The 13,664-nt window shown below is 69.6% G+C and carries 13 protein-coding genes; 8 read left to right on the top strand and 5 right to left on the bottom strand.

Going from position 1 to position 13,664, the window contains the following annotated elements:
• Positions 1–169 precede the first annotated feature (169 nt).
• Both RR1_RS07695 and RR1_RS07700 read left to right on the top strand, forming a co-directional pair.
• Complete coding sequence (locus tag RR1_RS07695; protein ID WP_040774501.1) at positions 170–1,333, top strand: acyl-CoA dehydrogenase; 1,164 nt, start codon at positions 170–172, stop codon at positions 1,331–1,333.
• Positions 1,334–1,377: 44 nt separating this feature from the next.
• Entirely contained in the window at positions 1,378–2,226 is an 849-nt protein-coding gene (locus RR1_RS07700) for a 3-hydroxybutyryl-CoA dehydrogenase (RefSeq protein WP_010839406.1), read from the top strand.
• 52 nt (positions 2,227–2,278) lie between these two features.
• Here the strand turns inward: RR1_RS07700 and ubiG are convergent, their stop codons facing one another.
• Positions 2,279–3,061: a bifunctional 2-polyprenyl-6-hydroxyphenol methylase/3-demethylubiquinol 3-O-methyltransferase UbiG gene (gene ubiG / locus RR1_RS07705; RefSeq protein WP_010839405.1), complete on the bottom strand. Its 783-nt coding sequence runs from the start codon at positions 3,059–3,061 to the stop codon at positions 2,279–2,281.
• An 89-nt stretch (positions 3,062–3,150) separates the two neighbouring features.
• Between ubiG and RR1_RS07710 the strand changes: the two genes are divergently transcribed.
• Together RR1_RS07710 and RR1_RS07715 are read left to right on the top strand one after the other, a co-directional pair.
• Positions 3,151–4,614 carry an MFS transporter gene (locus RR1_RS07710; RefSeq protein WP_010839404.1) on the top strand — a complete coding sequence of 488 codons (1,464 nt, stop codon included), beginning with the start codon at positions 3,151–3,153 and terminating at the stop codon, positions 4,612–4,614.
• Positions 4,615–4,624: 10 nt separating this feature from the next.
• Positions 4,625–5,011 (top strand): RNA-binding S4 domain-containing protein, encoded by a 387-nt coding sequence (locus RR1_RS07715; RefSeq protein ID WP_010839403.1) that lies wholly within the window; start codon positions 4,625–4,627, stop codon positions 5,009–5,011.
• Between the two features lie 101 nt (positions 5,012–5,112).
• On the opposite strand, the gene RR1_RS07720 is transcribed toward RR1_RS07715, so the two are convergent.
• Both RR1_RS07720 and RR1_RS07725 read right to left on the bottom strand, forming a co-directional pair.
• Positions 5,113–6,054, bottom strand: coding sequence for a glycoside hydrolase family 19 protein (locus tag RR1_RS07720; protein WP_010839402.1), 942 nt, complete (start codon positions 6,052–6,054; stop codon positions 5,113–5,115).
• Between the two features lie 316 nt (positions 6,055–6,370).
• Positions 6,371–7,639, bottom strand: coding sequence for an MFS transporter (locus RR1_RS07725; protein ID WP_010839400.1), 1,269 nt, complete (start codon positions 7,637–7,639; stop codon positions 6,371–6,373).
• A gap of 52 nt (positions 7,640–7,691) precedes the next feature.
• Between RR1_RS07725 and RR1_RS07730 the strand changes: the two genes are divergently transcribed.
• The gene (locus RR1_RS07730) at positions 7,692–8,252 is read left to right on the top strand and encodes a TIGR03086 family metal-binding protein (protein ID WP_010839399.1); all 561 of its coding nucleotides are present in this window, start codon (positions 7,692–7,694) and stop codon (positions 8,250–8,252) included.
• A gap of 37 nt (positions 8,253–8,289) precedes the next feature.
• On the top strand, positions 8,290–9,990 hold the full coding sequence (gene ilvD, locus RR1_RS07735) for a dihydroxy-acid dehydratase (RefSeq protein WP_010839398.1): 1,701 nt from the start codon (positions 8,290–8,292) through the stop codon (positions 9,988–9,990).
• Positions 9,991–10,003: 13 nt separating this feature from the next.
• Here ilvD and RR1_RS07740 read toward each other — a convergent pair whose 3' ends face one another.
• The gene (locus RR1_RS07740) at positions 10,004–10,660 is read right to left on the bottom strand and encodes a S1 family peptidase (RefSeq protein WP_010839397.1); all 657 of its coding nucleotides are present in this window, start codon (positions 10,658–10,660) and stop codon (positions 10,004–10,006) included.
• Positions 10,661–10,738: 78 nt separating this feature from the next.
• Entirely contained in the window at positions 10,739–11,455 is a 717-nt protein-coding gene (locus RR1_RS07745; RefSeq protein WP_040774489.1) for a translation initiation factor, read from the bottom strand.
• 152 nt (positions 11,456–11,607) lie between these two features.
• Between RR1_RS07745 and RR1_RS07750 the strand changes: the two genes are divergently transcribed.
• On the top strand, positions 11,608–12,588 hold the full coding sequence (locus RR1_RS07750) for an adenylate/guanylate cyclase domain-containing protein (protein WP_051111265.1): 981 nt from the start codon (positions 11,608–11,610) through the stop codon (positions 12,586–12,588).
• 145 nt (positions 12,589–12,733) lie between these two features.
• Positions 12,734–13,645, top strand: coding sequence for an AurF N-oxygenase family protein (locus tag RR1_RS07755; protein ID WP_010839394.1), 912 nt, complete (start codon positions 12,734–12,736; stop codon positions 13,643–13,645).
• The last annotated feature ends 19 nt before the right edge of the window (positions 13,646–13,664 follow it).

Raw genomic sequence — 13,664 nt, forward strand, 5'->3', positions numbered from 1 at the left:
ACTGAGTGCCCTGGTTGACTGGATGGAGTGGGTGTGGATTCGTCCAGCCCTGAGCATCGGCCCGCCGCAGCACCTGGCACCGAGTGCCACGTTCCGCCGCCAACCGGCAGCCACGACGACCGATCCCGACAAACCCGATCGATCACGACACCGAGGAGTGCGATCCCCCATGGCCGGTAACCCGGACTTCGATCTGTTCAAGCTCGGCGAGGAGCACGACGAGCTCCGCGCCGCGATCCGTGCGCTCGCCGAGAAGGAGATCGCGCCCTACGCGAAGGACGTCGACGAGAACTCCCGCTTCCCCGAGGAGGCCCTCACGGCGCTCGTGAACTCGGGCTTCAACGCCGTCCACGTCCCGGAGCAGTACGACGGCCAGGGCGCCGACTCCGTCGCGACGTGCATCGTCATCGAAGAGGTCGCGCGCGTGTGCGGCTCGTCGTCGCTCATCCCCGCCGTCAACAAGCTCGGCACGATGGGCCTGATCCTCAACGGCTCCGAAGAGCTCAAGCAGCAGGTGCTGCCGACGCTCGCGTCGGGCGAGGCGATGGCGTCCTACGCGCTGTCCGAGCGCGAGGCCGGCTCCGACGCCGCGTCGATGCGCACGCGCGCCAAGAAGGACGGCGACGACTGGATCCTCAACGGCTCCAAGTGCTGGATCACCAACGGCGGCAAGTCGACCTGGTACACCGTCATGGCCGTCACCGACGCCGACAAGGGCGCCAGCGGCATCTCGTCGTTCATCGTCCACAAGGACGACCCCGGCTTCGTCGTCGGACCGCTCGAGCACAAGCTCGGCATCAAGGGTTCGCCGACCGCCGAGCTCTACTTCGAGAACTGCCGCATCCCCGGCGATCGCATCATCGGCGCCGAGGGCACGGGCTTCAAGACGGCGCTCGAGACGCTCGACCACACCCGTCCGACGATCGGCGCGCAGGCCGTCGGCCTCGCCCAGGGCGCACTCGACGCCGCGATCGAGTACACCAAGGACCGCAAGCAGTTCGGCCAGTCGATCAGCAAGTTCCAGGGCGTGCAGTTCATGATCGCCGACATGGCGATGAAGGTCGAGGCCGCGCGCCTCATGGTCTACACCTCGGCGGCACGCGCCGAGCGCGGCGAGAAGAACCTCGGGTTCATCTCGTCGGCGGCGAAGTGCTTCGCGTCCGACGTCGCGATGGAGGTCACGACGGACGCCGTCCAGCTGTTCGGCGGCGCGGGCTACACCACCGACTTCCCCGTCGAGCGCATGATGCGGGACGCCAAGATCACGCAGATCTACGAGGGCACCAACCAGATTCAGCGCGTCGTCATGTCGCGCGCCCTCCTCGGCAAGTAAGTCCAGACGTAGGCAGCAAGCTGCTCGAAGGAGCCAGTACCGAAATGCAGAGGGTAGGAATCGTCGGCGGCGGCACCATGGGTGCCGGTATCGCCGAAGTGTGCGCCAAGGCCGGCAGCGAGGTGCTCGTCCTCGAGACGAAGCAGGAGTTCGCCGACGCCGCGACCGCGCGCGTCGAGAAGTCGATCGCCCGCGGCGTCAAGGCGGGCAAGCTCTCGCAGGAGGACGCAGACGCGGCGCTCGCCCGGATCGAGGTGACCCTCGACATCGAGCGTTTCGCCGACCGCGACCTCGTCGTCGAGGCGGCACCCGAGGTCGAGTCGATCAAGACCGACATCTTCGCGCGGCTCGACGAGGTCGTGCAGCCGTCGGGCATCCTCGCGACCAACACGTCGTCGATCCCCGTCATCAAGATGGCGCAGGCGACGAAGCGCCCGGGCAAGGTCGTGGGCGTCCACTTCTTCAACCCCGTCCCCGTCATGCCGCTCGTCGAGGTGATCTCGGCGCTCACGACCGAGCCCGAGTCCGCCGACGCGGTGTTCGACTACGTGAAGAACACCCTCGGCAAGACGGCCGTCCGTGCGGGCGATCGCGCGGGCTTCATCGTCAACGCCCTGCTCATCCCGTACCTCACGTCGGCCGTCCGCATGCTCGAGTCGGGCTACGCGACGAAGGAGGACATCGACGCCGCGATGAAGGGCGGTGCCGGATACCCGATGGGCCCGCTCACGCTCATCGACACCGTCGGCCTCGACATCACGCTCAACGCGGCGCAGTCGCTGTACGACGAGTTCGCCGAACCGCACTACGCACCGCCGGCGCTGCTGCGCCGCATGGTCGACGCGGGACGCCTCGGCCGCAAGGCCGGCAAGGGCTTCTACGACTACAGCTAGATCCCGCTCGTGAGACCCCGGTGGCGCACCGCGTCGCCGGGGTCTTCGTGCGTCACTCCTTGACGCCGTACCCATGTACGAGATCGCGGTCGAGCTCACCTGCCCGAAGTCGAGCCGCCGGCTGACCTCCTCGAACGGCAACCGGCCCCGCGCCGCCCGCGCCATGTCCACGACGCGCAACGGGTTCTTCGAACGCGGCCCCCAACCCCACGATCTCGCGGCTGCGGATGCCGTGCGCATGCATGAGCGTCGTGAGCTCCCCGGGCCGGATGCACATCGACCAGTCGTGGATCGGGGTGTCGAACATCCTGGTCAGCCGCCATTCCTGCATGATCTTGATCGCGACGACCCAGCTCACCGCGGTGCGGTTGATCGTGTCGAACACGTACAGCCCGCCCGGGCGCAGCACCCGCGCGGTCTCGCTCAGCACGGCATCGACGTCGTCGACGTGTTCGAGGACGTCGCAGCAGTACACGAGATCCGCGCTCGCGTCCTCGACCGGCAGCGCCTCCCCCGACCCGACGCGATAGTCGATCTCGAGGCCGGCACCCGCGGCATGATCGCGGGCCGCCGCGAGCGCCACCTCCGACGGATCGACGCCCACGACGCCGAGCCCCAGCTCCGCGAACCGTTCCGCGAGAAAACCCCCACCGCACCCGACGTCGACGGCGCTGCGACCCGTGGCGTCGTCACCCCACCACTGCGCGAGGACCGACGCGAAATAGTCGAAGCGGCCGGTCCCGAGGCTGCCGTGCAGAAAACTCAGCGGGTTGCCGGAATCCCACCACGTGTGCCCCTTGCGGTTGTACACGTCGTTGTCGATGCCCACGAGCATCCCCTTCCGCGGCCCGTCGTCCCCGTTCCCCGTGCGCGCTCGCGCCGGAACCGGCCCGCCCGCGCGACCGCCGAGCGCACCATGAGGGCATGACCACCCCCACCATCGCACTGAAATCCACTCGGGGCAGATGGATCGTGGCGGCGACGGTCCTGGGCTCGTCGCTGGCGATGCTCGACGGCACGATCGTCAACGTCGCACTCCCGCACATCGGGTCGTCGCTCGACGCCCAGATGTCGGGCCTGCAGTGGGTGCTCAGCGGCTACACCCTCTCGCTCGCATCGCTCATCCTGCTCGCGGGCTCGCTGGGCGACCGGCTCGGCCGGCGGCGGATGTTCGTGATCGGCACCGTGTGGTTCGCCGTCGCGTCCGTGCTGTGCGCGCTCGCACCGACGATCGCGATGCTCATCGTCGCGCGGATCCTGCAGGGCATCGGTGCCGCGCTGCTCACGCCCGGCAGTCTCGCGATCATCAACGCGTCGATCGACGAGAACGACCGAGGCGCCGCGATCGGGCTGTGGTCGGGACTCGGCGGTGTCGCGAGCGCGATCGGCCCGCTCATCGGCGGCTGGCTCGTCGAAGCCGTCGGGTGGCGCGCCGTGTTCCTGCTCAACCTGCCGCTCGCCGTCGCGGTGGTGTGGGTCGCGCTGCGTCACGTCCCCGAGAGCAACGACCCCGACGCCCCCGCGAAGATGGACTACGTCGGATCGGCGCTCGCGATCGCGGGCCTCGGACTGCTCACCTACGGGCTCATCGAACTGCAACCGCTCGCCGCGATCGCCGGTCTCGTCGCGATGGTGTTCTTCGTCGTCGTCGAGCGCCGCTCGCCGCACGCGCTCGTCCCGCCGTCGCTGTTCCGCTCCCGCGTGTTCACGGCGGCGAACATCGTGACGCTCGCGGTGTACGCCGCGCTGGGTGGCGTCTTCTTCCTGCTGCTCATGCAGCTGCAGATCGTCGCGGGATACTCGCCGATCGCCGCGGGCGCCGCGACGATCCCGGTCACGCTGCTCATGCTCGTGCTGTCGGCGCGGGCCGGACGGTGGGCGCAGCAGCACGGCCCGCACCTGCTCATGACGATCGGGCCCGCGATCGCGGCACTCGGTCTGCTGCTCATGCTGCGGATCGGCCCGGACGCGTCGTACGTCGTCGACGTCCTGCCCGGCGTCGTCCTGTTCGGTCTCGGCCTGTCGGCGCTCGTCGCCCCGCTCACGGCCGCCGTGCTGGGCTCGGTGCCCGTCGTGCAGTCCGGTATCGCATCGGGCGTGAACAACGCGATCGCCCGCACCGCCCAACTGCTCGCGGTCGCCGCGCTGCCGCCGCTGGCGGGGCTGAGCGGGATCGGAGTCGGCCAGCCGGAGGAGTTCTCGTCGGGCTTCCGTATCGCGATGCTCATCTGCGTCGGCCTGCTGGTGACGGGCGCCGTCGTGGCCGCGGTGCTGATCCGCAATCCGTCGTCACCGCCGCCGGCCAGTGCCGTGACGACGGCGCCGCGGTGCGACGTCACGGGCCCCGCGATCGCGCCGGCCCCGGCCGCCCGCGACGGCGGCACCTAGAATCGCGGCCGTGGCTACCGCAGGACCGACCGGCACCGAATCGGTGCGGGTCGACAGCTGGATCTGGGCCGTGCGGCTGCTGAAGACCCGTTCGGCGGCAGCAGCCGCGTGCCGTGGGGGCCACGTCCGGGTGGGCGACACCGCCGCGAAACCCTCGACGCACGTCGCGCCCGGCGACGTCGTGCGGGTGAGGACGGCCGACACCGAGCGGCTCGTCACGGTCACGAGGACCATCACCAAACGCGTCGGCGCCCCCGTCGCGGTGACCTGCTACATCGACCACACGCCCGCGCCGCCGCCCCGCGAGTCGCGGCCCGCGGTCCCGGTGCGCGATCGCGGCACCGGCCGCCCCACCAAACGCGAACGGCGCGACCTGCACCGGCTGCGCGGTTACTGACCGCGGTGGCCGGTGCCGGTCGCGCCGTGACGCTTCCGACATCTTCTCGTGTGGAGACACTCCGTGATGTGCCCCTGGTGCTCGGGCGAACCCGAACGTCGTCAGTGCGGGAGCAGGACGCTCAGTCCGCGCTGGAAGCTCGCGATGCGCTCGATGAGCCCGTGCGTGCCGCCGTTGACGAGGCGCGAGACCGACTCGATGTTCGAGCCGTCGGCCGTCGCGTTGAGGTTGCGCGACTGCCAGTACCACGCGGCGGTCTCGAACGCGTGCTCAGTCGAGGCCATCAGCTCGGGATGCGCGACGAAGTCGATGCCCGTGTAGTCGCTGACCTGCTGGTAGTTGTGGCGACCCGTCACCTGGATCGCGCCGCGACCCTTGTACCGCTGACCGTCGCCTGCCTGCGTGTTGCCGAGGTCCGCGCGTCCCTCGTACGCGGCGCCCGAGGCGTACTCCTCGAAGGTACGGAACGAGTCCGACTCGACGACCAGCTGCGAGATGAACGCCGCGATCCGGAAGGGGTTGTCGATCTGTGCCTTCGCGAGCGCGCGGTTGAGCGGCTCGATGTAGGCGACCGCGTTCTCGTGCGGGATGAACGGCACGATCGCGGTGAGCTGCTCGACGGTGAGCAGCTGCGGAGCGGGTGCCGGAGCCGGAGCCGGCTCGGCGGCGGGCGCCGGGGCGGGCTGCGGAACGGCAGCGGCCTCGGGGGCAGGGCTCGCCTGCGGTGCGGCAGCGACCTGCTCGGCCGGTGCCGCACCCTCTGCTGCGGGCGCATCGCTCGTCGTGGTGGCGCCCTCGGCGTCCACGGGGAGGTCCAGCGACGACAGCATCGCAGCGGCCTCCTCGGGCGACGGGTTGGCGTAGGAGGGCAGATCCGCGTGGGCCGGCGGGGAGTCGACACCGACGACGAGATTGCCCACGGACAGTCCGGCGACGGCAAGAGCCGTCACGCCCAGGTAACGTGCCTTGGTGGGCATCCGCCGCACCCAGTGGCGCGCGCCGGCGGCGGTGCGCTGCAGCGGCGACGCGGCGTCGGAGGACATGGTGGCCTCGTCACGGCCGGTAACGCTGTAGTCAGGGTGTTGCACGAGTTTCTCCAAGATCGGCCACCACGTGTGGCCTCGGTCGAGACAGATGCACCGTCGAAGTTCGATCTCGGAACGGGTCCGATACTCGAGCGTCACCCGGTGATCACGGGAAGGTCTCAACCAGGTAACAGCCGATCACCCGCAATCTTCAAGCAATCGTGGATGACGTCACATACGGATGTATTGAGTAACTGATGTCACTTTCATCCCTGGGATTCGTAAACATTTCCGCAGCACATCTCGGCTGCCGTTACCTTTTCGTTGCCTGGCGTCAGCGCCGACGACGTTCGCGTACAGCGTGCCGAAGTGGCCGAACGGTGACCCCGAGTTCGCGACGAGTTCGCCGGCGGAAGACGAGCACACCGACGGCCGCGACAGCCCAGATCACGTACTGGACACACCACGCGACGCGGAAGGCCTCGAACGTGTAACCGCCCATCGCGTCGAGGATCATGCCCATCGACTGCAGGACCAGTAGCGTCGCGAAGAATCCACCGCTGTTGACCAGGCCCTGAGCGGTTCCCATGCTCGTCGTCGGGACGAGCATCCGGGCGAAGTCGAACCCGATCATCGAGCCCGGCCCGCCCACCGAGATCACGACGACCAGCGCGGCCAGCAACCACGCCGGCGCAGGCCCGGGCAACGCGAGGACGATCGTCCACATCACGGCGCTCGCGGCCATCACGGTGAGCACCATCAGCGAACGCCGCATCGGATAACGGCCGCTGAGCACACCGACGACCGCTCCGGACGCGATCGCGACGACGACCGACAGCGTCAGCATCAGGCCCGCCTGCGACGGCGTGAGCCCCTGCGCCGTCGTCAGATACGGGACGCCCCACAGCAACGAGAAGGCCGTGATCGAGAACTGCGTCCCCATATGGGTGAAGAACCCGAGCCGTGCGGCGTGATTCGAGAACACCGCCCTGACCTGCCTCGCGACGTCGCGCACCCCCGCGGGGGCGGCGACGACCTCGTTGCCGGGTGGCGAATCGCGGATCACGGCGAGCGACAGCACGAACGCGAGCACCCCGAGCGCAGCGGCGGCGCCGAAGGCCGTCGGCCACCCGGCGCTCGTGAGCAGAGCGGTGAACGGGATGGCCGACAGCACCTGCCCCAGTTGCCCGGTGATGCCCGTCAGCTGCGACACGAGCGGCACCCGGCGCGGCGCGAACCACTGCGGCACGAGCCGCAGGACGGAGATGAAGGTGAAGGCGTCGCCCGCGCCGACGACGATGCGTGCGGCGATCGCGAGCGGTAACGACTCGGTGACGGCGAGGACCGTCTGCGCGATCGCCATCATGAGCGCGCCGATCGCGATCATCGTGCGCGACCCGAACCGGTCGAGCAGAACACCCGCCGGGATCTGCATTCCCGCGTACACGACGACCTGCAGCACGACGAAGCTCGACAGCACGCCGGGCCCGATCGCGAACCGTTCGGACGCCTCGATCCCCGCGACGCCGAACGTCGTGCGGTGCAGCACGGCGATCACGTACGCGAAGATTCCCGCGCCCCACACCCACCACACACGTTTCATCGTGGGATGAATCTACGCCTCGGAACGCGGTCGCCGTCCTACCGTGGACCCCGTGGGATACGACTGGATCTCTCTGCAGACTCTCGCGCGCGACGAGTTCACCCGTCGCCTGGACGCCGTCACCGACTGGAACGCCCCCACCCCCGACACGGACTGGACCGTCCTCGACCTCGCCGTGCACGTCACGACCGAACAGCAGTGGGTTCCGCCGCTGCTGGCCGGACGGACCGTCGCCCGTGCCCGCCGCGAGATCGCTCCGCTGCACGGCGACCTCAGCCGCGAATGGGAACGGTATGCGAGCGCCGCGACCGACGCATGGGCCACGACCCCGCCAGAGAATCCCGTGCATCTGTCCTTCGGCACGGTCACCGCGGAGTTCTACCTGCGCCAGCAGACGAGCGACATCACCGTGCACGCGTGGGACCTCGCCCGCGCGATCGGCGGCGACACCACACTCGACCCCGTCCTCGCCGCCGCCGTGTGGGAGGACCTGCGCGATCAGGCGGACGCACTCGCCGCGAGCGGCCTGTTCGCACCGCCGGTCCCCGTCCCCGACGACGCCCCGGTCCAGGACCGGCTGCTCGCCCTGACGGGCCGCGACCCGAGCCAATGACCAGCAGGGTGCGCGCAGGCTTCCTACGCTCTAGTGCATGAGCGAGCGAACAGCGGACATGAAACCACGCAGCCGCGACGTCACCGACGGCCTCGAGCGCGCCGCCGCACGCGGCATGCTGCGTGCCGTCGGGATGGGCGACGACGACTGGGCCAAGCCGCAGATCGGTGTCGCGTCGTCGTGGAACGAGATCACTCCGTGCAACCTCTCGCTCGACCGGCTCGCCGGCGCGGTCAAGGACGGCGTGCACGCCGCCTCCGGCTATCCGCTCGAGTTCGGGACGATCTCGGTCTCCGACGGCATCTCGATGGGCCACGAGGGGATGCACTTCTCGCTCGTCTCCCGCGAGGTGATCGCCGACAGCGTCGAGACGGTGATGCAGGCCGAGCGGCTCGACGGCTCGGTGCTGCTCGCCGGGTGCGACAAGTCGCTGCCCGGCATGCTCATGGCCGCCGCCCGGCTCGACCTCGCGTCGGTCTTCCTCTACGCGGGCTCGACGCTGCCGGGCACCGCGAAGCTCACGGACGGGAGCGAGCGTCAGGTCACGATCATCGACGCCTTCGAGGCGGTCGGTGCATGTGCGCGCGGGCTGATGAGCCGCGAGGACGTCGACATCATCGAACGCAACATCTGTCCCGCCGAGGGCGCATGCGGCGGGATGTACACGGCGAACACGATGGCGAGTGCCGCCGAAGCGCTCGGCATGTCGCTGCCCGGCAGCGCCGCACCCCCCGCGAGCGACTACCGGCGTGACGGGTTCGCGCGGCGCAGCGGCGAGGCCGTCGTCGAACTGCTCCGGCAGGGAATCACGGCCCGCGACATCCTCACGATGCACGCCTTCGAGAACGCGATCGCCGTCGTGATGGCGTTCGGCGGCTCCACCAACGCCGTCCTGCACCTGCTCGCGATCGCGCACGAAGCCGACGTCGACCTCACCCTCGACGACTTCCGCCGCATCGGCGCTCGCGTCCCCCACCTCGCGGACGTCAAGCCGTTCGGCGCCCACGTCATGACCGACGTCGACCGCATCGGCGGCGTCCCCGTCGTCATGAAGGCACTGCTCGACGCGGGCCTGCTGCACGGCGACGCCCTCACCGTCACGGGCCGCACGATGGCCGAGAACCTCGAATCGCTCTCCCCGCCCGATCCCGACGGCAAGGTGCTGCGCGCGCTCACGTCGCCGATCCACCCGACGGGCGGCATCACGATCCTGAAGGGCTCACTCGCGCCGGGCGGTGCCGTCGTGAAGTCGGCGGGATTCGACGACGACGTGTTCGAGGGGACGGCGCGCGTCTTCGATCGCGAGCGCGCCGCGATGGACGCGCTCGAGGACGGCACGATCACGGGTGGCGACGTCGTCGTGATCCGGTACGAGGGGCCCAAGGGCGGTCCGGGGATGCGCGAGATGCTCGCGATCACCGGGGCGATCAAGGGGGCCGGGCTCGGCAAGGACGTCCTGCTGCTCACCGACGGCCGCTTCTCGGGCGGCACGACGGGTCTGTGTGTCGGTCACGTCGCTCCCGAGGCGGTCGACGGCGGGCCGATCGCGTTCGTGCGCGACGGCGATCGCATCCGGCTCGACGTCGGCAGCGGAACGCTCGATCTCCTCGTCGAAGATCACGAGCTGGCGCAGCGGCGCCACGGGTGGGAGCCCCTACCGGCTCGCTACACCCGTGGCGTGCTCGCGAAGTACACCAAGCTCGTCGGCTCGGCGTCCGAGGGCGCCGTGTGCGACTAGACCGTCGGCCGAACTAGATCGGGCGGAAGCCCGATCCCGGACCACCGCTCGCGTCGATCGCATCCATGACGAGGTTCATGTTCGTTCCCACCTCGGGACCGATGCACGGCACCAGCAGGTAGGCGTTGACCATCGCGACGAGCGTCGTCCCGACGACCAGTGGGGCCCCCGAATCGCCCTCGATCACGCACGCCTGCGTCCACGTCTCCTGGGTCTGCAGGACGTCGCCCCACACGACTCCGCACGTGTTGCCCGTCGTCCGGCCTTCCTTGCAGCCGATCTGCGGGAACTGAGCGGGATCGCCGACCTGGGTGATCGTGACGTTGCCGACGCGGTTCACGGGCGCGACCTTCGCGCGGTCGAACTCGATCACGGCGTAGTCGAGGGTGTTGTCGACGGCGACGAAGCGCCCGACGACACCCGAGTCCATCTTGTACTCGGGCGCGACGGTCGATCCGACGTCGCCGCAGTGTCCGGCGGTGAGCCCGACGAGCCGGCCCGCGGAGTCGTTGCCGATCGTCGTGATCGAGCAGACCAGTTCGTCGTCGACGACGATGCCCGATCCACCGCCGAGGACGGCCGGCGCGGGCTGGGCGTGTGCGGTGCCCGTGAGCAGCCCCGACACGATCGCCGCCGATGCCGCGACGACCGCGGCGAATCTTCTCAACATCGAGACGTCCTTTCACCCCTGTGGATTACGACACAAGCCCTATCAGACTTCGCGCCGGGGCGGGGTGCTTCGTCGCAATCACTGTGCCGAGGCCTGAGACTTTCCGCCCAGAGCATCGAGCGCCCGTCGCGCCTGCTCGAGTTGCTCGGTCAGTTCGTCGACCTTCAGCGCCGCGGCGTTGCGTGCCGCGGCGAGGATGTCGGCGACCGCATCGGCGACCGCCGGCACGTCGAGTTCGCCGATCGCGCGTTCGACGGCGTCGGGCGACACGGGTGTCGCCTTGCTCGGCCGCTTCGCTCCCTGCGCGACGGTGACGCTCCATTCGCCCGCGGCATCGGCGTGGATGGTGACGCTCACGCTCGCCGGTGCCTTGCGCCGGGCCGCACGCGGCGCGGGGGTGCTCGCTGCCGCCGCAGGGACAGGTTTCGGGGCGGCAGGTTTCGGGGTGGCGGGTTTCGGAGAAGCGGGCTTCTTCGGTGCCGGCTCGAGTTCCTGGTGCGCGGCCGGTTCGGCCTTCGCGCGCGCGTTCTGCTGTGGCGCGGCCGGCCGCCGCGCGTGGAGTTCGTCGGGCTCGAAGGGCAGTTCGTCGTCGACACCCTTGGGCCGGACGAGCACGGACGTGCCGTCGATCGAGACGACCTTCGCCGACGTCCCCGCCTCGATGCCGAGACTCGTGATCGCATCCCGCAGATACACGGTCGCGCGCCGCCCCTCGGCGAGTGCGGCCGACAGTGCGTCGAGTTCGTCGCGGGTCAGCGTCGGTGGCCGGCCTGTGGTCCGGGTGCGGGGCGGCATGACGACATCCTTTCGAACAGGTGAGTGAGTGTCACTGTGGCACACGCGGCCGACGGCGTCCCGCTCGAGTGGTCCGGCTCGCACATCTGCCCCGTGCGTGTCACGGGTGTGCGACATTGACGCGCGTGCCCGACTTCGCGTTCGACGCGCTGATGCGCGACATCCAATCCGAGCTCGAGGAGTCGTTGCTGGGTGGCCCGCCCCGGTACACGCAGCACGAGGTCGCCGAGCGCGCGGGCGTCACGCGCGAATGGGCCGACCGGCTGTGGGTGTCGATGGGCTTCGCGCTCGACCTCGACCCCGACGCCGTGATGTTCACCGACAGCGACGTCGACGCGCTGGCGGGGATCGCGCGGCTCGTCGAGACGGGGGTGATCACCGCCGATCGCGAGGTCGCCGCGGCCCGCGCGGTGGGACAGGCGATGTCGCGGCTCGCCGAGTGGCAGGTGGCGCTCGTGAGCACGCACATCCTCGAAGTGATCGCAGGTTCCGGTGAGACCGATCCCGCGCGCGTCCGCGCGCGGGTGGCCGAACTGAACGCCGAGATCCTTCCCGCCGTCGAGGCGCTGCACGGCTACGTGTGGCGCCGGCACGTCGCCTCGGCGACGGGTCACACCGTCGGCACGCCGGAGGGCGACGGTGCGAGTCGCGTCCTCACGGTCGGATTCGCCGACATCGTCGGATACACCTCGCTCACCCGCAAGCTCGGCGCCCGCGGGCTCGGCGAACTGCTGGAACGGTTCGAGTCGGCGTCGACCGAGGTGATCACGGGCAACCGGGGTCGGGTGGTCAAGACGGTGGGTGACGAGGTGATGTTCGCGGTCGAGGATCCGGCGGAGGCGGTCGAGGTCGCGTTGCGGCTGCACGAGCAGGTGCTTGTGGAGGAGTCGGATCCCACGATGCGGATCGGCCTCGCGCTGGGCCCGACGCTGGTGCGGTTCGGCGACCTGTACGGCTCCGTCGTCAACACCGCCGCGCGTCTCACCGGATCGGCGCGGCCGGGTTCGATCCTCGTCGATCGCGCGGTCGCCGATGCCGTTGCCGACGACGAGCGCTTCACCCTGCGCCACCTGCGCCCCCGCCGAGTTCGGGGCATCTCACGGCTCGAGCAGTTCGTGGTGCGCCGGGCCTGACGAAGTGGCGCGGTGCTTGCGCATGTGACCGCCGTCATTGTATCGTTCGGTACCAGTAACCGACCGTCACAGACATTGGCCCACCGACCACACCAGGTCCCACCGGCCCACCGACGGTCCGCCCACACCGAAAGGCTGCAGTCCAATGACCGCATCGATCCAGGCTCCCCGCCCGGAGCTGTCGGACCGGGAAGAGACCGCCGCACGTCTGCTCGCCTCGTCGGCGCGCAAGTCGTACGACCCCGTGGTCGAGGTCGACTGGGAAGCTCCCATCCCGCAGAACAAGTTCGGCATGACGCCCGAGTGGAGCACCCTCTACGGCACGCCGTACTGGGAGGAGCTCACCGACGAGCAGCGCGTCGCACTGACCAAGCACGAGGCCGCGTCCGTGTCGAGCACCGGACTGTGGTTCGAGATCCTGCTCATGCAGATGCTGCTGCGCGACGTCTACAGCCGCGACAAGCACTCGCGTCATGTCCAGTTCGCGCTCACCGAGGTCGGCGACGAGTGCCGTCACTCCGTGATGTTCGCGCGTGCGGGCGAGCACATGAACATGCCGGGATACGGGCCGACGGGCTTCATCCACCAGCTCGGCAAGGTCTGGGGCAACTTCTTCCGCGGCGGCAACGCGTACGCGTCGGTCATGGCAGCCGAGGAGATCCTCGACATGATGCAGCGCGACTTCATGCGCGACGAGCGCGTGCAGCCCGTCACCCGCACGGTGAGCAAGATCCACGTCCTCGAAGAGGCGCGTCACATCCGCTTCGCTCGCGAGGAGGTCGCCCGCCGGCTCGACGGCGCGTCGCGTGCCCGTATGGCGTTCGAGCGCTTCTCGACGGCGTTCACGGTGTACTTCGTCATGAAGAGCATGATCCACAAGGACGTGTACGCGAACGCCGGTCTCGACGCCGACCGCGCGCTGCGCGAGGCCGCCGGCAACCAGCACTACAAGGACACCGTCCGCACGTCGGGCACGAAGCTCATGCAGTTCCTCGACAGCGTCGGCCTCGTCGGCGGCTGGACGACCCGCTTCTACAAGGCGGTGCACCTGCTCTGACGAGCGGCTCGCATCACCG

The organism is Rhodococcus rhodnii NBRC 100604 (genome assembly GCF_001894925.1).
GTDB lineage: Bacteria > Actinomycetota > Actinomycetes > Mycobacteriales > Mycobacteriaceae > Rhodococcus_F > Rhodococcus_F rhodnii.